This is a genomic window from Paenibacillus piscarius, assembly GCF_022234545.1.
In the GTDB taxonomy this organism is placed as follows: Bacteria; Bacillota; Bacilli; order Paenibacillales; family Paenibacillaceae; genus Paenibacillus_AQ; species Paenibacillus_AQ piscarius.
In genome coordinates this window covers 63,160-84,486 of sequence record NZ_JAIEUI010000005.1, presented here as the reverse complement: position 1 = coordinate 84,486, position 21,327 = coordinate 63,160, and the positions used below count along the sequence as shown (strand labels likewise).

Genomic DNA, 21,327 nt, shown 5'->3' with positions numbered 1-21,327 from the left:
ATGGAGGATTTCAAGGCGATTCAAGTTTATCCTGGGATTCATCAGGCCGGTAAAAATTATCAGGTCAGTTTTTACAACCCTACCTCTCTTCCCTTCATCGGTGCCGGTGCGCAAGGAGCTGTTTTTTCATTAAATTCCGGCAAATGCGTTAAAATATATGCTTCGCCTGAGGATGCAAAAAAGGAAGCAACTGTACTTAGCCACGCCGTCTCCTCGTCATTCTTCCCTAGATTATTTGATTCAGGCTTCAACTATAATGTGATGGAATTCGTCCACGGCCCGGGGTTAGATAAGTATTTGCTTCATCATAATTCCCTTAATGCTGGCCTGGCTTTCAAAATGATTGATTTGCTTGAGGAAATGCAATGTTTGGGTTTAACGCGGATTGACGCGGCCTTAAGACACATTATTATCACCCCTTCGCAGTCACTGGTGGTAATTGATCATGTTCACTCGATGCATACTCACTCTCCAAACCCCCTTCTCCTTCTTGCTGACCTGAAAAATCTAAACTTAATGTCATGCTTCATGGAGTACGTTAAATTTTATAAACCGGATCTTTATGAGTACTGGAGCGAATAGCATTAACATTCCACAAACATAACAGTTGGCGATACTTTGGTATAAATGAATTATTAAATTGATCCAGTACTATAATTCCCTTATATTATTATGTGAGGGCTCTGCCCAATCTTTCTCATCTGCCTCTCCCCTACATTACCAAACGGGAGAGTTTTTTATTTAGGAGGTAAATGTATGAAAACAATAATCTATGAAATTCCAGGAGGCATTGTTCAATGGATTTTCGGTTAAGACTTGACGGTGCTTTAGACGAAATTTACTAACCTCTGTGGAAGCTACGGATTCCGCTCTCTGATGTAGAAAAAGCATTGCTTAGAAGCAGGAAGGTGCGGCGGCTTCATTATATCCGGCATGGAGGAGCTTCGTTCATCAACACCCATCATACCTTCAGCCGCTTACAGCATACGTTGGGTGTATTTGCGCTTACGGCGCATTTTGAGCCGGACAACCGTACGCTACGGGCAGCGGCATTGCTGCATGATATCGGACACGCACCTTTCAGTCATACGTTAGAATCCATCCCAGGGGTGGATCACCATGATTGGACCCGGGGAGCTTTGTTTTCCGAGGAGATTGTTAACATCCTGTCTCGTGCGAAGATATACGCTGCAGATCTCATGGAATATATAGATGGCTCAAATCGAAGCATCCTGAGGAACAACGACGGGGTTCTTCATGCAGATCATCTGGACTCCTGGGTCAGAAGTGCATTTATCGGCGGTTATCTGACTATTTCTACTGATGAACTTTTAGATGTGATGAGTTATAAAAATGGTAGTCTCCAGTTCCCGCTGGACGCCGGTGAGCGTGTCACCAGTCTCATATGGGAAGAGGCCCGTATGCAGGCTTCCCCGGCTAACATCGGCGTAAACGCGATCATGAGGAAATTGGCTGGCTGCTTAGTACATAATAATGAACTGGACACCACTGAGCTGCCGCTCATGACGGATGCGCATATCGAACAGTTGCTGCTTAATGTTCCAGACACTCAGGAAGAGTATGAAAAATTGCTTATGGAATCCTGGCGGATCCGTGTGTCACGGAATAAGCCTGCTTTTCCAGCGGAAACGGCAGCTTTGAGTAAGCTATATCTCGCCATGCCGCTCATTCAAGGCGTGTTGATCACCGAATATTCACCCGACGTCCTCGCCACGATCAACCAACTTACAGAGCTGATAGGGACATACTATGTTTGGTGGGAGTAGGCTCCCTACTTAATGAGCAGACTGCGTCTTTGCTACCGAACACTTTATATGTAATAAATAATTGTTTGAGGTGATCTTCTGAAGAAATACAACCGATCCGAAAAAGTCATTATCGGAGTGCTGCTGGGCATGACAGCTGTGCTAGCTTTAGGGAGCCTGTTTTTCTGGTATGTCTTCACCACAATTTAATGTAACCCTTCGCGGCTGCCAAATGTATTCGGTTTTCCGCATACATTTTAGCCCTTCATTCGTAAGAGCATCATTCACCAGTAGACGTAAGTCATATATTCTAACCAAATACAAAAAAGCCCCCAGCGCTTAGAGCGCCAAGGGCTGCGGTATTCTAGTAAAGCGTCATGTACTGATCTCTCTCCCACTCGTGCACCTGGGTGCGGTAGATGTCCCATTCGATCTCTTTCAGCTCGTAGAAGTGGGCTAGGGCGTGTTCGCCGAGGGCTTCGGTGATCACGTGGCTGCGGATCATTTCGTTCAGGGCTTCCTTAAGATCGGCCGGCAGGCTTGGGATGCCTTCCTCAATGCGCTCTTCCTCAGACATCACATAGATGTTGCGGTCGATTGGAGCCGGAAGCTCCAGCTGGCGCTTGATGCCGTCCAGACCTGCCTTCAACATTACAGCCAGTGCCAGGTAAGGGTTAGCCGCCGGGTCCGGATTACGGACCTCAACGCGGGTGCTGAGCCCTCTGGAAGCCGGGATACGGATCATCGGGCTGCGGTTACTTGCCGACCAGGCTACATAACAAGGGGCTTCATAACCAGGCACCAGGCGTTTGTAGGAGTTAACAGTCGGGTTCGTGATTGCAGCAAAAGCACGAGCGTGCTTCAGAATGCCGGCCATGTAATGACGGGCGGTCTTGCTGAGGCCCAGGCTGTCGCTCTCATCATAGAACATGTTCTCACTGCCCTTGAACAGGGATTGGTGAGCGTGCATCCCGGAGCCGTTCATACCAAATAGAGGCTTAGGCATGAAGGTAGCATGCAGGCCGTGGTGACGGGCAACCGTCTTCACGACAAGCTTGAAGGTCTGAATCTGGTCCGCTGCCTTAATGGCATCGGCATATTTGAAGTCGATCTCATGCTGGCCGGAAGCCACTTCATGGTGGGAGGCTTCAATCTCAAAGCCCATCTCCTCCAGTGTCAGCACGATCTCACGGCGGCAGTTCTCACCAAGGTCCATAGGGGCCAAGTCGAAGTATCCGCCCTGGTCATTCAGTTCGGTTGTCGGGTTGCCCTTCTCGTCGGTTCTGAACAGGAAGAATTCCGGCTCCGGTCCAACGTTCATGGCCGTGAAGCCCATCTCTTCCGCTTCCTGCAGGCAGCGCTTCAGGATACCGCGCGGGTCTCCGGCAAACGGCGTACCGTCAGGCATATACACATCACAGATCAGGCGCGCTACACGGCTGTCTGTCACCCACGGGAAGATTACCCAGGTGCTGAGATCCGGGTACAGGTACATATCGGATTCTTCAATACGGACATAGCCTTCAATGGAAGATCCGTCGAACATCATCTTGTTGTCGAGGGCTTTCTCCAGCTGGCTTACAGGAATCTCAACGTTCTTGATGGTTCCCAGCAAATCGGTAAATTGCAGGCGAATAAACCGAACGTTCTCATCCTTGGCAATACGCAGAATATCCTCTTTCGAATAGCTCACTTTACCCTCTCCCTTTCAAAAGCTCTATATTATTTATTAAAAAACCGGGACAGCTCACCTTGGATTAGAGACACTTGTCCCGGTCTTTTACCGGAAACCAGCTCCTGCTTCAGCAGACGGTGAAGCTGTGAATCAGACAACTCCCTACGGCGCACCTCTGTGTCAGGGGTAATGACCGTAGCTTCTTCCGATTCCTTCGAGACAGGATTCATCACCTGCTTGATGCCGGCAATATTGACGCCCTTCTCAATCAGCGCCTTAATCTCAAGCAACCGTTCGACATCATTAAAGGAGAACAAACGCTGGTTACCGGATGTGCGTGCAGGTACGATCAGGCTGTGCTGCTCATAATAACGAATTTGTCTGGCCGATAGATCAGTTAACTTCATTACGATTCCTATAGGGAATAATGCCATATTTCTGCGGATTTCATCACCCATGACTCATCCAACCTTCCAATGATCTTTTTCTCATCTCATTGTACATTTCCTTATATGGCGTGTCAATGGTGTGTAAGTTTTTCTTACAAGATTTATTTGTGACACTTGAGATTAAGAGAATAAAGCGTCAGATTCATGGGCTTTAGCTTCCCGCAGTATATCACACAGACCATTCCTCACGCAAAATCACAAGCCGCTGCAAAGACTGCGGCAAACCGGTATTCCACATCACAGCTCTGATATTCCGCTTCATGTCATCTATGCTGTAATGATCCATTCCCCTTCTCCCGCCGGCGTCTCGAACCCGTTCAGGAAACGGGTCAGAATATCCTCCGTAATCGTGAATGCCGCATTGGCGTCATACCGTTCGCTGCGGATCCGGAGCCTGCGGCGCAGCTCTTCCGGCTCTACCTTCAGGTGAACCAGTACCCACTGCCCGCCATGCTGCTCTATGAGCTGTTTGTATTCATCGCGTCTCTGCCGTTGCCAGAAGCTGAAGTCAACTACGACATGGTGCTTCCCGGCAAGCAGCTCCCCAAGCTCTTTCCGCAGCTTTCGCTCCGACTGCTCTTTGTAGGATTCATAAGCCTCTTCGGGGTAATCAATGCCATACCGGCCATGGGTACTCCAGATATCCTCATCGATGGACAGCCGGACGAATCCCTGCTGCTCCAGCTTCTGCGCAAAGGTCGTTTTGCCCGAGCCTGCTACCCCGCACATCATGACGGCAACGGGAGTTTGATCTGTACGCGATATCTGTATCAATTTTTCAACAGCTTCTGCTGCGAGCATCGAACTCTCCTCCTGTAAGCTCTGAATCCCGAAACGTAACCCCTAGGATTTTCGTATAGGGTCTTATAACAATAACGATCGGAGTGAGCCTTATGGATAATAATAATCTGGTATGCAAGACATGCGGACACAGTCATTTTGCAAAAGGGAAGTTAGAAGGCTACGCCACAGTGAGGCCAATCAACAAATTCTTCTCTTTCGGCTCGGCTCTTACCTTGACCTTCTGCAAGCGCTGTGGTGAAGTGGCAGCCATGAAAGTCGCAGATCCACAGAAATTCTGAAACGGGACTACAGCAGCTTGCGTTCCCTCATGCTCTGCAATGCCATCAGCACCCCGTATTTGACATGGGAATACGTTAATCCTCCCTGCATGTATCCGATGTAAGGTGCGCGGATGGGCGCATCTGCCGACAGCTCCAGGCTTCCGCCCTGGATGAACGTCCCGGCAGCCATGATCACCGGATGCTCATAGCCGGGCATGTCCCACGGCTCAGGCACGACATGGCTGTCCACAGCGGCGGCACGCTGGATGCCCTGCACGAAGGCGATCAGATGCTCCGGGCTGTCAAAAGCCACCGCCTGGATCAGATCCGTGCGCGGTTCATTCCAGGCAGGCTTGGTGGTGAAGCCGCAGCGCTGGAATACGGCTGAGGCGAAGATACTGCCCTTCACGGCTTGTCCGACCGTATGCGGGGCCATGAACAGCCCCTGGTACAGGCCGCGTGTCGTGCCCAGCATCGCCCCTACCTCACCGCCGATTCCCGGCGCCGTCAGACGGTAAGCCGCCAGCTCCACGAGATCCGCCCGGCCGCAGATATAGCCTCCGGTCTCGGCAATCCCGCCGCCCGGATTCTTAATCAGCGAACCGGCGATCAGGTCCGCGCCCACCTGGGGCGGCTCCAGCGTCTCGGTGAATTCACCATAGCAATTATCCACGAATACGATGACGTCGGGCTTAATAGCTTTTACCCGTGCTGTCATCTCCCCAATCTCGTCCACGGTGAAGGACGAACGCCAGTCATAGCCGCGTGAACGCTGGATTCCGATGACCTTGGTCTTATCATCTATCGCTAGGGCAACCTCATCCCAGTCAATCTTCCCGTCACTGGTCAACGCAGTCTCACGGTAGCCGATACCGTAATCGGCCAGCGAGCCTGTCCCGTCCCCGGGCTTGCCGATAACCTTGTGCAGCGTATCATAGGGACGCCCTGTAATGTACAGCAGCTCATCTCCGGGTCTTAGCACCCCGAAGAGCGCTGTGGATATCGTATGCGTGCCTGAAGCGAAATGCGGGCGCACCAAGGCCGCTTCAGCCCCGAATACCTCGGCATAGACCAGGTCCAGCACCTCGCGCCCTCTATCGTTATAGGCATAGCCTGTTGAACCTGCAAAATGAAAATCGCTGACATGCTGACGCTGGAACGCCTCGATCACCTTCCACTGGTTATGATCGACTATCCGATCCAAAGCTTTGACAGCCCCTTCAATCTCAAGCTCTGCAGCTTCCGCCGCCTGTAATAAATCCTCTGCAAATACTGCCATTCCCCTTAATCTCCCCTACTCTTCTATATATTCTGAGCCTGAATTCCAGCCCGGGCATAACGCCCCGCTGCCGCAACAAACCCCGCAGCGCAGATGCGGTGCGGGGGCGCAGAACACAGGCCTTCCATCCGGCTGCCCAAGCGGCAACAGGCAATCCTACTTCTGTTCCGTGAATTCAGCCAGCTTGTAGCTCCATTTGGCATAATCCTCTTTATTCACGCGGACGGTATAGAGGACAGCGTTCTCCTCATAATTCTGTTCCAAGACATCACCGACACGGTAGAGCAGCGAAGTCAGATCCCCGCGGTCTGCCGGAATGCGGAAGACCAGCGTATCTCCGGCCAGCCCGTCTTCAATCGTTCTGGTGAGCCTTGACAGGTCATCTTCATTCAGCGCACTGATCTTCATGAAGCCTTCCCCGGCCGGCAGCATCTCCAGCTGCTCCGGCTGGCACAGATCCTTCTTGTTGAACAATACAATCTGCGGCTTACCGGCCGCGCCCAGATCCTGGAGGATTGATTGGACGACCTCCATCTGCTCCTCCCGCATCGGGGAAGAGGCATCCACCACATGCAGCACCAGATTGGCTTCATTCACTTCTTCAAGTGTAGCGCGGAAGGAAGCGACCAGATCATGGGGCAGATTCTGGATGAATCCGACCGTATCGGTGAGGACCACTTCTTTGCCCCCCGGAAGCCGGAGCACCCGCGAAGTCGGGTCGAGGGTGGCGAATAACTGGTTCTCAATGTACACATCGGCATCGGTAAGCTGCTTCAGCAGCGTCGACTTGCCCGCATTGGTATAGCCGACCAGCGCAACCTGGACAGCGCCGCTCTTGCGGCGCCGTTCGCGGTGCAGCTCCCGGGTCTTGACAACCTCATCCAGCTGGCGCTTCAGCTCGGAGATCCGGTCACGGATATGCCGGCGGTCCGTCTCCAGCTTACTCTCCCCCGGTCCTCTGGTGCCGATTCCGCCGCCCAGCCGGGACAGGTTCTTGCCATGCCCTGACAGACGCGGAAGCAGATAGGACAGCTGGGCAAGCTCCACCTGGATGATCCCCTCGCGGGTCTTCGCCCGTCCGGCGAAAATATCCAGGATCAGCTGGGTACGGTCAATAATCTTCAGATCCAGCGCCTCTTCCAGATTCCGCACTTGTGCCCCAGACAGCTCCTGGTCGAAGATTGCGGTATTCGCGCCGAGGCCGTCAGCAGCCATTCTCAGCTCCTCGACCTTGCCTTTGCCGATGAACCATTTGGAGTCCGGAGTTTCCTTATTCTGCCGCAGCACATCCAGCACCTCAACCCCGGCGGTCTCTGCAAGCTGTACCAGTTCCTGAAGCGACAGCTCGGAATCGATGCCTGTGCGCTTGATTTTGTCCGTAACCAGACTGACGAGTATGGCCCGGTCCTGTACTTCCGTCTCTGTGTCATGTGTCCTACTTGCCATTCTCGTTATGCTCCTTGTCTCTGTTCTTCATGTCATGCCCGCTAGCCCTTGAAATCCTCAGTCCGCAGCGTCATCAGCTCCTGCTTGCCCGGACTTGAACTCTCATACTGGTTCAGCAGCCGCACAGCCTGGGCACGCACAGCCTTCTCAATACTGTTGCGCACATACCTGGCGTTGCTGAAGGCGTGAAGACTCTCTGTTTTTTCGGTAAGCAATTGCTGCTTGAGTCTGAGTATGGCCTGAGGCATGAGAATATAATCACGGTCCTTGGCCATCAGCTCGGCAATCTGCAGCAACTGGTCGATCGTATAATCGGGGAATTCTACCTGAATCGGAAACCGCGAAGGCAGACCGGGATTGCTCATCAGAAAATAATCAATCTCGCCGGAATATCCGGCAAGAATCAGAACAAATTGGCTGCGGTGGTCCTCCATGGACTTCACCAGCGTATCAATGGCCTCCTTGCCGAAGTCCTTGTCACCGCCGCGGGCCAGGCTGTAAGCTTCGTCGATGAAGAGAATTCCGCCGAGCGCCTTTTTGACGAGATCCCTTGTCTTCTGCGCGGTATGTCCGATGTATTCGCCTACCAGGTCAGCCCGCTCGACTTCAATAAGATGTCCTTTGCTGAGGACACCCATACGCTGGAACAGCTTCGCCACAATGCGTGCAACGGTGGTTTTGCCTGTGCCCGGGTTGCCCTTGAACACCATATGGTAGGCCTGGCCTCCGGTGGCAAGTCCCGCTTCACTGCGCATCTGGGCCACCTGCAGCAGGGCATAGATCTCAAATACCAGCTCTTTGATGTTATCCAGACCTACGAGTGCATCCAGCTCCCGGCTCAGCTCCTGGAACAGCCCGCTGTGGGTGCCGGTTCTGGGGGGAGCCGCACTGCCGGGATTCTCTGCCGGCAAGCCCGACACCGGCGCCGGCGCTTGATGGTTCAGTACAATATTAATCTGCCTGGACGGTCTGCGTTCCTCCCGTCCGCTGCTTGCCGCCGCTACATGTCCGTTCACCTAGTTCACCTCATTATACAGGTCTGACTTGCTCTAACCAGTCTATTCCAGTACATAATGGGTTATTAGCAGTTTCGGAAATTAGCAGATTTATAAGCTCAGCTGCTGGAATTTCCATTTGGTGTAGGCCAGAATCTCGCGGCTCTTGTACTTCAGCATCGACATGACTTTGGACTCGGTAACGCCGAGCTGAGGACGGGTGTACCCGAGCTCGCGCGCAATCTCCAGAGCACGGCGGCCATGAAAGTCATGCGTAATAATCACTGCGGTGGACCAGCCCTTCTGCTGCATCACCGTCTTGCTGAACAACAGATTCTCATAGGTGCTGGTAGATTTGTCCTCCAGCGCAATCACATTCTCCGGCACACCCTTCTCCACCAGATACCGCTTCATGCCTTCAGCTTCCGTATATTTATAATCCGGCTGATCCAGGCCTCCCGACACCACAAAACGACTGAACGCACCTGATTGATACAGCTTCAGCCCGTAATCCAGCCGTTCCTTCAGCCCGGGGCTCGGTTCATCCCCCCACATCGACATCCCGAGAATGACACCAGCGTCCGCCTGTACCATCGGCGCAGTGGTCTCAGCACTGTTAATCCGGTTAAAGACGACTGCACACCAGATCAGTCCGGCCGCAATCAATACAGCCAGGACTGTCAGCAGCACTCTCTTCCGGCGGCCGCCCCGCTTGCGGGAGACTTTGCGGATCGGGGAAGATCCCCGGCGATACACATACCATTCCATGATTATTTCCTCCTGAATTCTCCGTGATGAAACAATTCGGCACGATGCTTCAGCGAGAGGGCGAAATAGGGAAAGGCATGGGCGTCTATCGTTCGCAGAATAGCACTTGCTGTGGACCAGGCCAGATTGTAATCACTGCCTGTGATATCTTCCCGCTCCCGCGCTTCCTCCAGTTCATCCTCATCCAGCAGAAACACTTCACCGTTCCACAGGACCACGACATCCAGATACAGGTCATCGAACCAGGGAACGCCCTGATCCGTCACGCCCTGCACCTTACAGGTATCGATATACCACTGTACAATATTCTGCCGTTCATCAAACATGGCCGTCACAATATAGTGGCTGTCCTTGGGAAAATACTGCAGCCATGAATATCCTTTGTCCGCAATGCGGTATGTATGCCTGCCGTAGCTCTTCCACAGCGGCTCTTTGAGCCCGTAGATCGTGTAGAGTGTGATATACCCGCTGAATTCGCGGGTCTCTACATAGCGGCAGGCAAAGTGGCGGCGCGTAATCCGGCGCCAGTTGGCCCGGTCTCCGAATTTACGTTTCATATGATTAACCCTCTTCTGATAATAGTGCCTTCAGCTTAACACATTTCGCAGAGACACTCAAAAAGAACTATACCTGAATATTCCGCAGGGCCGCAGGCGAAGAACGTCCAGCCCAGCCTCAACAATAAAAATCCCGCCAGCCGGGAGCTCCGCTTATCGCAGAGCCCTCCGGGCTGACGGGGGTTAATATTGCAAGCAGCAGACTTCAGAAGAAGCTGTACCTTATTGAGGGGTGCCCACGCCTTCCACGAAGCCGCTGCCGGGAACACCAGCCGGGTCTGTAACGGCGCCCGGATCGGGAATTATTCCGGGATCGGCCGTTGCTTCAGGCGCTGGCGGCGGAGTGGATTGTGGCGGCGGGGTCACCTCAGGCTGCGCTGTCGGTGCACCTCCGCCGTTGCCGTTACCATTGCCATTGCCATTGTTGCCCGGCCCGTGATTACCGGGCCCATTGTTGCCCGGGCCATTGCCTTGCCCGTTATTGCCCGGACCGTTGCCTTGGCCATTATTGCCCGGACCGTTGTCTACAGGGTTCTCCCCGTTATCTCCGTTACCGGGATTGTCAACATTCCCCGGATCATCCGTCGGCAGGTTCGGGTCAATGGTTGGCTCCGGCTCCGGTGTCTGGAGTTCATCCTGCACGGACACAGTAACTGTATCCGAAGGCTCGCTCTCCTGGCCCAGCTCCTGATAATAGGCGGTCACATAATACTCATAGGACAGTCCCGGCATCGCACTGATGTCGCCAATGGTGGACGCCATCGTACTCAATATCTGGCTGAACTCCGATTCGGAGGTTTCCCGGCGGTATATGCGGTATTCTACACCACTGTCTGCAGCCGGTGTCCAGCTCATGTTGACCGTCATGGTGTTCGGATCGTAGGAAGCTTGGAAGCCCGCTACCGCAGAGACCGCTTCAGGGGTCGGGGTAGCCTCCACCTCCACATCAGCGCCCTTCGGCACCGGGAACTGCTTGGCAGGAACGCCTTCCAGCGCCTTCTCCATCACCTTGCCCCAGAAGGCCGCAGCCAGCGGACTGCTGTTCTTCAGCAGGTGGGTCTTGCTTGGCTTGTCATAGCCCATCCAGACCGCCGCTGTCCATTCCGGCGTATAGCCGACGAACCAGACATCGCGGTTGGAGCTGATGCCCTTGTAGCCGCTCTGCGTTGTACCGGTCTTGCCGGCGACCGGACGGTTGATTTTCGCTTTTTTACCTGTACCGTCCTGCACGACCTGCTGCATCATCTCTGTCATCTGATACGCGGTCTGCTCGCTCATTACACGTTCCGGCTTGGTGTTCGCTTTGTAGACGGTCTTATCATCTTTGTCGTCAATCGACTTGATGGAATATGCCTGCCGCAGCTCTCCGCCATTGGCGAAGGCGCTGTAGGCCTGGGCCATCTCCATCGTATTCGTCCCCTTGCTCATCCCGCCAAGGGCGAGCGACAGGTTCTTATCTTCATCCGCCAGGTTGATACCCAGCTTCTTGGCGAACTGGAAGCCGGTATTCACGCCGATCTCATTCAACAGCCAGACCGCAGGTATATTCTCGGACTTCGTCAGCGCATCGCTCATGCTGATCGATCTGGAGTACCCGTGCAGATTGTTCGGACAATATTTGCCGAAGCACTGCTTCTCATTGCTCAGCGTGGAATCCATCGTGAACTTGCCGGATTCCAGCGCCGGCGCATAGGACACCAGCGGCTTGAAGGCGGAGCCCGGTGAACGGCGGCTGCTCTCGATGCGGCTGTAGCCTTTTTTCTCATAATTGCGTCCGCCGAGCAGCGCCACAATACTGCCGTTCTCCTGGTTTATAATTGTCATGGAGCCTTGCACCAGCTCATCGTCTACGCTTTTCTCGAAATTATCGCTGTCGGCAAAAGCATCCTCAACGGTCTCCTGGGCGTGCTTATCCATCGTTGTGTAGATTTTGTATCCGCCGATATTCAGATCATCCTCGGTCAGTCCGAATCTCTCTTCGGCTTCATCAATCGCATAATCAATGAATGCCTGGTAGCGCTGCTTCTTCTCCGGCGGCTTGTAATTGTAATCTACCGCCTTCGCCTCGTCCATCTGCTCCTTGGTAATCAGCTTTTGCTCATACATGAGCTGAAGCACGACCCCGCGGCGTTCCTTGGACAGCTCGGGGTTGCGCAGCGGGTTATAGCGGGATGGACCCTTTGGCATTGCAGCCAGAGTTGCCATTTCCCACAGCTTAAGGTCATTCAGATTGCTTTTGCCAAAATAACGGATGGATGCCGCCTTGATCCCGTAAGTGGTCCCGCCGAATGAAATCCGGTTCAGGTACATCGTGATAATCTCTTCTTTGGATTCCGATTTCTCCAGCGCTACAGCAATCGATACCTCGGTCGCCTTGCGGAAGAAGGTCTTGTCACGGGTGAGGAAGATATTCTTCGCCAGCTGCTGCGTGATCGTACTCCCGCCTTCTACCATACTGCGGGCCGCAATATCCTTGACCGCCGCGCGTCCGATAGACCAGAGGTCCACACCGCTATGCTCGAAGAACCGTTTGTCCTCGGTGGCCACAAATGCTTTAATCAACATCTGGGGAATATCCTCGTACTCCACCGGATCGCTTTTCTCCAATGCCAGCTCGCCGATCAGGTTCCGGTTCCGGTCAAAAATCTGCGTCGGCGGATTCACCGTCAGCTTATCCCTGTTCTCCTCCAGCAGCTTCTGGCCGTTCAGCATAATGAACAGATAGCCGCCCAGCGCACAGAAAATAGCCAAGGCTACAGAGAAAAACAAGCTCCACAGCACACGCTTTTTGGTTAAGAATCTCTTCTTCTTCTTGGGTTTTGGTTTGGAGGGCGGCTGGCTGCCTCTGTTTCTGTTGCCCCCGCCGCTCCTGGTTAGTTGGTCTTTCGACATGCTGCCTCCTGACTCCCTTAACGGAAAAAACATGAATGATGTTCACGAATGAAAAGAACAACCCTCTCAGGTTGCTCTCTCGCACTCTCTATTCAAACGATTTATAAGCAAAAAGGTTTCGCTTCAAGACGGTAAAATCTTAAATCTCGGTATTGTTGTCCTGCATCAGCGATACGCTGCGCTGCGGCGTAAAGGTGGAAATCGCGTGCTTGTACACCATCTGCTGGCGCCCGTCGCTGTCGATGACAATGGTGAAGTTGTCGAACGCTTTGATGATGCCCCGGATTTGAAAGCCGTTGGTCAGATATACTGTAGCAGGGATATTCTCTTTGCGCAGCTGGTTCAAGAACGTATCTTGAATGTTAATGGACTTGTTCATATGACGTACCCCCAATGGTTCAATTAGATTGTTCAGAAGTATATTCAAGACCTGAGAGAAACTTTCCTGCTATTATATCACGTATTTTTTCAAAATTCTCAGAAAAGTTTCGGCTCTCCAGTACGTCAACCCACTGAATCTCCTTCATGTGGCGAAACCATGACAACTGCCGCTTGGCGAAACGGCGGGTATCGCGCTTCAGCAGCACCACAGCTTCGGCAAGCGTAGTCTCCCCTTCCAGATAAGCAGCAATCTCCTTGTAGCCCAGGCCCTGCATCGAGACCAGGCTCCTGCCGTAGCCCTTCTCCAGCAGCCCCTGCACCTCGGCGACAAGCCCCTCCGCCAGCATCTGGTCGATTCGGTCTTCAATACGTTTATATAGTATTTGCCGGTCCATTGTCAAACCGATGAGGCATAAATCATACGGCGACTCCTTCTTCTGGACGGCCAGCGAGTCAGATAACGGTATGTTCGTCTGGTGATGAATCTCCAGCGCGCGGATGATTCTTCTCCGGTCATTGGGGTGCAGCCGCTCCGCGCTGGCCGGGTCCACCGCCGCGAGACGGGCATGTAAGGCTTCTGCTCCATGGGCTTCGGCGTAAGCCTCCTGCTCCTTGCGGAACGCCTCATCGGCAACCGCTTCAGAGAAGCGGAAGCCATAGCACAGCGATTCAATATAGAGGCCCGTTCCGCCCACAATAAAAGGCAGCTTGCCCCTCTCACTAATCTCTTCGATCAGCCGGGCCCCCTGTTCCTGAAATTCGGCAACGGAATAAGCTTCGCGCGGATCATGAATGTCAATCAGGTGGTGCGGGATTCCGTTCATCTCGGCAGCAGCAATCTTCGCCGTACCGATATCCATCCCCCGGTAGACCTGCATCGAGTCCCCGGAGATGATCTCCGCCCCGAGAGCTTCAGCCAGCTCCAGGCTGAGCCGGGTCTTCCCGACCGCTGTCGGCCCCAGCAGCACCAGCACCTTGCGTCTAGTCTCTGTTGTCAATGGTAATCACCCCGTACGATGTTTTGGCGCTTGCTCTAAGCAGCTCTGTGAAGCCCAGGCGGGTGAATTCTCCGCTTAGCGCCTTCTCCTTCAGCAGCACGGTCTTGCGCGCCACTCTGCAGGCTTCTGCCACACTGGCTTCCGAGAGGGGCGCGGGATTGGCGAACTGCCGCAGCGGCGAGATCGCCGCCGAATCGGTCAGCGGGACCCGGAACATCGGGTCGAAATAGACGATATCGGTGCTCTTGTCCGGCTGGGCCCGCAAATAATCCAGATGATCGCCATGCTGCACCTCAATTCGGCGCAGCGCCTCGTTCACCTTCGTCTGGCCGGATACATAGGTGCTCATCCCCTCCAGCAGCAGTGCATACAGCGGAAGGGAGCTCTCCAGCGCCGTCACCCGGGATTGCCCGCCACCGGCAACGGCAAACAGCAGCGAGTCGCCCCCAAGGCCTGCCGTGCAGTCCAGCACGCTGTCTCCTGGCAGCATCCCTGCCGCCTCTATCATCGGGTCTGATTCTCCTCTGATGATCCGCTTCGCCCGGACGAAGCCCATGCTGGGATGGAACTCCATTGCAGACATGCCCGGCGTCATCAGCCGGACCGCTTCCTGCAGCACCACCAGAATCTCCCCGTCTCCGGAATGCTCCGCAAGCTTCGTGATGGAGAATCTGGCCCGCGGAATATAAGTGCAGCCAGTGCGTGCGGCAAGCCGCTGCGCCCGGTCTGCCACTTCAGGTATCGGGTCAAAGCCCGTGGTTATAATCATGTTGCCTCCGATCTTGCTCTTGTCAATGGTTACAGCCAATCTCTACATGACCCGCTTGAACAGCTTCTCCAGATCATAGGCCGAGAAAGACACGATGATTGGGCGTCCATGCGGGCAGGTATAAGGCTGACGGCAGGCAGCAAGCCTGCTGAGCAGCGACTCGACCTCCAGCTCCGTCAGCTTCTGGTTCGCCTTGATCGAAGCCTTGCAGGAGCAGAGGATGGACGATTTCTCGCGCAGCTTGGCCAGATCAATCGAGCGTTCGCTTAAGACCCACTCTGCCATCTCCTCGACCACTGCCTTCTCGTCACCTTCCGGGAACCAGTACGGCAGCGAACGGACCAGGAAGGTCTGTCCGCCGAAATGCTCCAGAATCACCCCGGCCTGCTCGAACCAGTGCAGCCGTTCGCTGAGCTGCTTGCTCTCCGAAGGCGTGAACTCCAGCGTAATCGGCAGCAGCAGCTCCTGGGAGGCATCCTCAGGCTTGCCGAACTTCTCATAATAGAATTCATAATTCACCCGCTCATGCGCAGCGTGCTGGTCGATCAGATAGAGGCCGCTGTCATTCTGGGCGATAATATACGTTCCGTGATGCTGCCCGATGTAATTCAGCTCCGGGAATTGCGGCAGCCCCGGTTCAGCCAGCTCCGCCGGAGCATATAGCTCCCCTGCCCCCGGCTGCGGCCGGTAGCTCCCCTGCGGACGGAAGAGCGGACCCTGTGTCCCGCTCCGGTATGGAGCCGGGGAAGTGTTCCCGCCGCTGTAGGCTGCAGCTGTCTCTCTGGCCTGCGGCTGCGCCGGCGGATTGCCGCCGGGCAGCGGCATCGTCCCGCCTGCTCCATAGCTGCCAGGCGCAGCAGAAGCGGCAGAGCCTGAGCCGCCCGGATGCGGAGTCCCGCTCCATTCCTCCCTGGCCAGAGGCGTCAGGCGGCTGGCGTCAGCCTGACCGGGCACTCCCGGACCGGAGCTGCGCGGGCCCGGGGAATTCACGGGTCCGGCTGTGCCTGCATTATGCTGCCCGCCGCCAGCCGCAGTGTCCTTAGAGAACGCGAATTGCTCCTGGATGAAGGAGCTGCTGTTCTTGCCGCCGATGATCTCTTTGGTCGGACGCGGGATCAGGGTCTGTCCCATCAGCAGCGCCCGCAGCTGCTGCTCCACGAAGGCGTACAGCTCGGCTTCCTTGCTGAAGCGGACCTCCAGCTTGGCCGGATGCACGTTGACATCGACCAGAGACGGGTGCATGTCCAGCTCCAGGACCAGCAGCGGATAGCGGTTAATCGGCAGCAGGGTGTGGTACGCGCGCATGATCGCCGCATTCAGCCCGTTACTGCGGATATACCGTCCGCCGACAATTGTCGTCACCGCATTGCGGTTCGAGCGGGTCCATTCCGGGCGGCTGATATAGCCGGACAGCTTGTAATCCGGGTCCTCCGCTGCAACCGACAGCATCGCCTTGGCCGCAGAGGTGCCGTACACGGCGGCAATGACCTGCAGCAGGTCTCCGTTGCCGAGTGTCCGCAGCAGCTGGTTGCCGTTATGATGCAGGGTGAAGGAGATGTCCGGGTGGGCCAGCGCCATCCGGTACATCGCATCCGAGATATGGCCCAGCTCGGTCTGAATGCTTTTCATATACTTCAGCCTTGCCGGTGTATTGTAGAATAATTCCGAGACGGTAACATCACTGCCCCGGCCGGAGGGCGAATCCTCATTCTGAATCAGCTTACCGCCTTCAATCACAAGCCGCCGGCCCTTGCCGTCATCGCCGCTTGCGGTCAGCAGCGTAAGCTTCGAGACCGCCGCAATACTGGGCAGCGCCTCTCCCCGGAAGCCGAGGCTGGTGATCTGGAACAGATCGCGGCCGTTCATAATTTTGCTGGTGGCGTGGCGGTAGAAGGCGGTCTCGCAATCCTCCGGCTCAATGCCGGAGCCGTTATCCTTCACCCGGATACTCTGCAGGCCGCCCTCTTCAACAGAGACTTCAACACGGGTGCTTCCGGCATCAATCGCATTCTCCACCAGCTCCTTCACTACGGAAGCCGGTCGTTCCACCACTTCCCCGGCCGCAATCTGGTTGGCAATATGCTCGTCCAGCACGTGAATTCTGGCCATATTCGTTCACCTCACATTTATCAATTTATTAGATGATACTGAACACTAACGAACTGTAAAAGCCTTATCCGGCTAAGTGGAAACGACTTTGCCGTACTATTAAAGGACGGTACTGTTTCAGCGAGAAAATCATCCTAACGAATGAATAAGATTACTTTTGCGCAAGTACAATGGATGTTGTTTTCCACATACATTCAGGCCGGGGCCTACTTGCAAGTACAATGGATGTTGTTTTCCACATACATTCGGGCCGGGTGCCTGCTTGCGAGTTCAATGCATGTTGTTTTCCACATACATTCGGGCCGGGGCCTGCTTGCGAGTACAATGTATGTTGTTTTCCACATACATTCAGGCCGGATGCCCACTTGCGAGTTCAATGTATGCTGTTTTCCACATTCATTCGGGCCATATTCTGCTGTTACTGACAGTTGTATTCGGTTTAAACACTCCCTCGACGGCATCAGCAGTTCCGCTGAATTACAGCTCTCTTGCCTTCAGCTTCAGCTCGTTCAAGAGGCCCATCGCCTGCAGCGGCGTCATGTTCATCAGGTCCGCGCCCTGAACGGCTGCGACCAGCTCCTTGAGGAGCGGGTTCTCCCGGGCCGGGGCTGTAGCCGCCCCGCCCTTGCCCCGCTTACGCGGCTCTTCCTCGCCAAAAATCGAGAGCTGCACCACCTCATTGTCCTCCTCCAGGGCGGAAGAAGCAAGGGCGGCCGCAGCTTCCTGCTGTCCGGCAGCCAGTGATGCGGCAGCGGAGCCGTGGTTAGGAGCCGCCGAGTCATCCGAAGAAGCTGAGCCGGTTCCCTGTACTTCCGCGGGTACTGTATCCGGCTGCCCGGTGTGAGCGGATGCCTGCGTCTGCTCGCGGAGAAGCGGCCCGGAAGCATCCATGCTTCCTACTCTGTTGTTCAGCTGCGCGCTGCCCGGAGGCGCGGCTTGTTCGATGCTCTGGAGCAGGCCGTAGGCGCGGTCAATAATGCCTTCCGGCAGCCCGGCCAGCCGCGCGCAGTAGATGCCGTAGCTGCTGTCCGCAGCGCCCGGCACCAGCTTGCGCAGGAAGTTGACCTTATCCCCGCTCTCCTGGACCGCCATCGAATAGTTGCGCAGACCCTTAAGACTCTGCTCCAGATGAGCGAGCTCATGAAAATGCGTCGATACCAGCGCCTTACAGGCAATGGTATCATGCACGTATTCGATCACCGCCTGCGCGATGGCCATCCCCTCGCTGGTGGAGGTTCCCCGGCCCAGCTCGTCGATGATGATCAGGCTGCGGGCGGTAGCTTTTTCGGTCATGACCTGGATGTCGGCCATCTCCACCATGAAGGTGCTCTGTCCGCCGATCAGGTCATCCGCCGCACCGATGCGCGTAAAGATGCGGTCGATCAGCGGAACCTCAGCACTGTCTGCCGGAACGAAGCAGCCGATCTGAGCCATGATGCAGATGAGCGCCACCTGACGCATATAAGTGCTTTTGCCGGCCATATTCGGTCCAGTAATCAGGAGGATATTGCCTTCATCCCTGCTCAGCGTGCTGCCATTGGCAATGAAAGCGGAGTCCTTCAGCACAGCCTCTACGACCGGATGGCGTCCGCCTTCGAGCCGCAGATCATAGCTGTCAGACAGCTTCGGCTTCACGAAGCGCTGCTCGGCACTCACAGCGGCCAGACCTTGATACACATCAATCTCCGCTACCTTCTCTGCCAGCGCCTGAAGACGCGGAACCTGGCTGCTAATCCGCTCGCGGAGCTCGATAAAGAGGCTATACTCCAAATCAGTCATCTTGTCCTGGGCCTCCAGGATGAGCGCTTCCTTCTCCTTCAGCTCCGGGGTCACGTAACGCTCGGCGTTCGCCAGTGTCTGCTTGCGCTCATACCGGCCTTCCGGCAGCGACGACAGGTTGGAGCGGGTTACTTCTATATAATATCCGAAGACTTTGTTGTAGCCGATCTTCAGCGACTTGATCCCGGTGACCTGGCGCTCCTTCGCTTCCAGCTCAGCAATCCAGCGTTTGCCGCTGCTGCTGGCTTCCCGCAGCTCATCGAGCCGCTCATGGAAGCCCGCCCGGATAATACCCCCGTCACGGACAGACACCGGCGGATCTTCAACAATCGCTGCCTCTATGTCTTCCCGGAGCTCTGTGCATTCATCCATTGACGCGCCGATCTCCCGTAAGGTAGACGAGCCGGAGGACATACACATCTCCTTCAACACCGGAATCTGGGCCAGCGACAGCTTCAGCGCATTCATATCTCTGCCGTTCGCGCTGCCAAAGGCAATGCGGCCGACCAGACGTTCAAGGTCATAGATCTCCTTCAGCGCGCCGCGCAGGTCTTCACGCACAATGAACTGGTTATAGAGATAATCGACCGCCTCCAGCCGGCGCTCAATCGGCGCGCGCTGCAGGAGCGGCTTATCGATCCGGCGGCGCAGCAGACGACCGCCCATCGAGGTCTCGGTACGGTCGAGCAGCCAGAGCAGCGAGCCCTTCTTGGAACGCTCCCGCACCGTCTCTGTCAGCTCCAGATTCCGCCGGGTGAACGGATCAAGGATCATGAAATTGCCCGGCTCATAAGGGGAAATCTGCGTGAGCTGCCCCAGTGACCGCCGCTGGGTCTCGCTGAGGTAGGAGATCAGCAGCGCCAGGGCGCGGCCGCGCTCCTTCTCCAGCCGGACCCAGGCGGCTTCGCCGAACTGGCGGCGGGCCAGCCCCTCTTCCAGCTTGTCCCACGGTGTATAGACCACCGGCTTGGCCAGCAGGGAGGCTTCACTGCGCAGCAGCGTAAGGAGCCCCGGGTCCCCCATGATCTCCGCCGGCTCATAGACACCGATCTCGTCGCGCAGCCACTCCTCATTGCCCGGCACAGAAGTGACATACAGCTCCCCTGTCGTCAAATCACAGGCAGCCAGCGCCATCATCCCGTCCTCTTCCGTAACGCAGACGAGATAGTTGTTGCTTTTATCTGTAATGCTTTTGCCGTCCATGACCGTACCCGGGGTTATCACCCGGACGATATCACGGCGGACCATCCCTTTAGTAACGGCCGGATCATCAAGCTGCTCGCAGATGGCGACCTTGTAGCCTTTTTCAATCAGGCGCTGTATGTATCCTTCCGCAGCGTGGTAAGGCACCCCGCACATCGGGATCTTCTCTCCGACCCCGCCATCGCGGCCTGTTAACGTAATCTCAAGCTCCTTGGATGCAAGCAGCGCATCCTCGAAGAACATTTCATAGAAATCGCCCAGCCGAAAGAAAAGGAAAGCGTCCTTGGCCCCTTCCTTCACTTTCAGATACTGCTGAATCATCGGCGTATAGTTTGCCATCGTCTACCTCCATGCCTACTTCATTACTGTTCTCTATTATAGCAGAAACTCCGCCGGTTACGTTACCCGCTAGACCCAGGGGCTTCTGCTAAAAGCTGGGGTGTGTCAGAAAGGTAGGATGGGGGAGTGCGGGATGAGTGTGGAGAGAGATATATAAAGTAATAAATTTAGCGGATAATGCGGGTGTTAGTCGGCGGTAAGGAGGGGGATCAAGCGTATGATTGTTGATGAAAAGTCAATTTTTTGAGGTGGCTCATGCCAGGGGACCGGGGATAAAAGTCTGGTTAGTGTTGGAGGCGCGAGCACGGGTTGTGTTTGGTTTTCCGCATACATTTGAGAGACGCGTGAGGTTCACGCCCAGACACTGGTACATTATGATTGTGGTCGGTTTTTCGATTCCATTTCGTCCCCGCGCCTCACGCCAGCAGTTGATTGTGTTCAAATAGGTTCGATCAGCATTTACAGCGGATAATTATTCAGCCAGGTCAACGCCTGTTCATAATCATCGAAAAATTTCACAGCTTCCTTGGTATTTGTCTGCTGTAAATGGTTCAGGATCTCCCCTTCTTCCAGGAGAAACGCAATAGCCTTGCTGTGAGTTAATATGGACTCATTGAAGAATTTATCTTTCCATTCTTTTTGAACCGAAAAATGATCCGGCGTGTAACCTTGTCTATCCACCAGCAGTTTGAACCTCCGGCCGCCGGAAATAAATTGTGTGCACACCTGCTCGAAGCCGGCAAACCATTCATTAACATCCTCTGTTCTAATCCGACCTACCAAACGGGTAGTAATTACATCTCCTGAAGCAGTTGTGCTGATATTATGGTTACTCAACTAGAATTCATCCCCTTCAGG

General features: G+C 54.9%; 17 protein-coding genes. 2 read left to right on the top strand and 15 right to left on the bottom strand.

All coding sequences use genetic code 11. From position 1 onward, the window contains the following. Together K1558_RS10800 and K1558_RS10795 are read left to right on the top strand one after the other, a co-directional pair. Positions 1-582 (top strand): serine/threonine protein kinase, encoded by a 582-nt coding sequence (locus tag K1558_RS10800; RefSeq protein WP_238651578.1) that lies wholly within the window; start codon positions 1-3, stop codon positions 580-582. A 326-nt stretch (positions 583-908) separates the two neighbouring features. Then, positions 909-1,787 carry an HD domain-containing protein gene (locus K1558_RS10795; RefSeq protein ID WP_238651577.1) on the top strand — a complete coding sequence of 293 codons (879 nt, stop codon included), beginning with the start codon at positions 909-911 and terminating at the stop codon, positions 1,785-1,787. 343 nt (positions 1,788-2,130) lie between these two features. Here the strand turns inward: K1558_RS10795 and glnA are convergent, their stop codons facing one another. The 15 genes from glnA to K1558_RS10720 form a co-directional block, all read right to left on the bottom strand. Then, positions 2,131-3,459 (bottom strand): type I glutamate--ammonia ligase, encoded by a 1,329-nt coding sequence (gene glnA, locus K1558_RS10790; protein WP_238651576.1) that lies wholly within the window; start codon positions 3,457-3,459, stop codon positions 2,131-2,133. 29 nt (positions 3,460-3,488) lie between these two features. Continuing rightward, entirely contained in the window at positions 3,489-3,899 is a 411-nt protein-coding gene (locus K1558_RS10785; RefSeq protein ID WP_019910684.1) for a MerR family transcriptional regulator, read from the bottom strand. A 258-nt stretch (positions 3,900-4,157) separates the two neighbouring features. Then, positions 4,158-4,691: a P-loop nucleotide/nucleoside kinase family protein gene (locus tag K1558_RS10780; protein ID WP_238651575.1), complete on the bottom strand. Its 534-nt coding sequence runs from the start codon at positions 4,689-4,691 to the stop codon at positions 4,158-4,160. 288 nt (positions 4,692-4,979) lie between these two features. Further along, on the bottom strand, positions 4,980-6,233 hold the full coding sequence (locus K1558_RS10775; RefSeq protein ID WP_238651574.1) for a methionine gamma-lyase family protein: 1,254 nt from the start codon (positions 6,231-6,233) through the stop codon (positions 4,980-4,982). 156 nt (positions 6,234-6,389) lie between these two features. Then, complete coding sequence (gene hflX, locus K1558_RS10770; RefSeq protein WP_238651573.1) at positions 6,390-7,679, bottom strand: GTPase HflX; 1,290 nt, start codon at positions 7,677-7,679, stop codon at positions 6,390-6,392. Positions 7,680-7,720: 41 nt separating this feature from the next. Next, complete coding sequence (locus K1558_RS10765) at positions 7,721-8,695, bottom strand: AAA family ATPase (RefSeq protein ID WP_238651572.1); 975 nt, start codon at positions 8,693-8,695, stop codon at positions 7,721-7,723. A 90-nt stretch (positions 8,696-8,785) separates the two neighbouring features. Then, positions 8,786-9,442: a YdcF family protein gene (locus K1558_RS10760; RefSeq protein WP_238651571.1), complete on the bottom strand. Its 657-nt coding sequence runs from the start codon at positions 9,440-9,442 to the stop codon at positions 8,786-8,788. A gap of 2 nt (positions 9,443-9,444) precedes the next feature. Then, positions 9,445-9,999, bottom strand: coding sequence for a ribonuclease FAU-1 family protein (locus K1558_RS10755; RefSeq protein ID WP_238651570.1), 555 nt, complete (start codon positions 9,997-9,999; stop codon positions 9,445-9,447). Between the two features lie 222 nt (positions 10,000-10,221). Beyond that, positions 10,222-12,891 carry a PBP1A family penicillin-binding protein gene (locus K1558_RS10750; protein ID WP_238651569.1) on the bottom strand — a complete coding sequence of 890 codons (2,670 nt, stop codon included), beginning with the start codon at positions 12,889-12,891 and terminating at the stop codon, positions 10,222-10,224. Positions 12,892-13,030: 139 nt separating this feature from the next. After that, a complete protein-coding gene (gene hfq, locus K1558_RS10745) occupies positions 13,031-13,270 on the bottom strand; it encodes an RNA chaperone Hfq (RefSeq protein WP_042236917.1) in 240 nt (79 codons plus the stop codon). 19 nt (positions 13,271-13,289) lie between these two features. Continuing rightward, a complete protein-coding gene (gene miaA, locus K1558_RS10740; protein WP_238651568.1) occupies positions 13,290-14,270 on the bottom strand; it encodes a tRNA (adenosine(37)-N6)-dimethylallyltransferase MiaA in 981 nt (326 codons plus the stop codon). Next, positions 14,254-15,039, bottom strand: a complete 786-nt coding sequence (locus K1558_RS10735) for a class I SAM-dependent methyltransferase (protein ID WP_238651825.1) — start codon at positions 15,037-15,039, stop codon at positions 14,254-14,256. The genes miaA and K1558_RS10735 overlap by 17 nt, the downstream gene beginning before the upstream one ends. A 42-nt stretch (positions 15,040-15,081) precedes the next feature. After that, a complete protein-coding gene (mutL, locus tag K1558_RS10730; RefSeq protein ID WP_238651567.1) occupies positions 15,082-17,148 on the bottom strand; it encodes a DNA mismatch repair endonuclease MutL in 2,067 nt (688 codons plus the stop codon). Positions 17,149-17,625: 477 nt separating this feature from the next. Further along, a complete protein-coding gene (gene mutS, locus K1558_RS10725) occupies positions 17,626-20,469 on the bottom strand; it encodes a DNA mismatch repair protein MutS (protein WP_238651566.1) in 2,844 nt (947 codons plus the stop codon). A gap of 459 nt (positions 20,470-20,928) precedes the next feature. Beyond that, positions 20,929-21,306 carry a SpoIIAA family protein gene (locus tag K1558_RS10720; protein ID WP_238651565.1) on the bottom strand — a complete coding sequence of 126 codons (378 nt, stop codon included), beginning with the start codon at positions 21,304-21,306 and terminating at the stop codon, positions 20,929-20,931. Between the last annotated feature and the right edge of the window lie 21 nt (positions 21,307-21,327).

Coding starts and splice junctions, on each gene's coding strand:
- K1558_RS10800 (WP_238651578.1), top strand. CDS start 1: ATGGAGGATTTCAAGGCGATTCAAGTTTATCCTGGGATTCATCAGGCC.
- K1558_RS10785 (WP_019910684.1), bottom strand. CDS start 3,899: ATGGGTGATGAAATCCGCAGAAATATGGCATTATTCCCTATAGGAATC.
- K1558_RS10780 (WP_238651575.1), bottom strand. CDS start 4,691: ATGCTCGCAGCAGAAGCTGTTGAAAAATTGATACAGATATCGCGTACA.
- K1558_RS10775 (WP_238651574.1), bottom strand. CDS start 6,233: ATGGCAGTATTTGCAGAGGATTTATTACAGGCGGCGGAAGCTGCAGAG.
- hflX (WP_238651573.1), bottom strand. CDS start 7,679: ATGGCAAGTAGGACACATGACACAGAGACGGAAGTACAGGACCGGGCC.
- K1558_RS10760 (WP_238651571.1), bottom strand. CDS start 9,442: ATGGAATGGTATGTGTATCGCCGGGGATCTTCCCCGATCCGCAAAGTC.
- K1558_RS10755 (WP_238651570.1), bottom strand. CDS start 9,999: ATGAAACGTAAATTCGGAGACCGGGCCAACTGGCGCCGGATTACGCGC.
- K1558_RS10750 (WP_238651569.1), bottom strand. CDS start 12,891: ATGTCGAAAGACCAACTAACCAGGAGCGGCGGGGGCAACAGAAACAGA.
- hfq (WP_042236917.1), bottom strand. CDS start 13,270: ATGAACAAGTCCATTAACATTCAAGATACGTTCTTGAACCAGCTGCGC.
- K1558_RS10735 (WP_238651825.1), bottom strand. CDS start 15,039: ATGATTATAACCACGGGCTTTGACCCGATACCTGAAGTGGCAGACCGG.
- mutL (WP_238651567.1), bottom strand. CDS start 17,148: ATGGCCAGAATTCACGTGCTGGACGAGCATATTGCCAACCAGATTGCG.
- mutS (WP_238651566.1), bottom strand. CDS start 20,469: ATGGCAAACTATACGCCGATGATTCAGCAGTATCTGAAAGTGAAGGAA.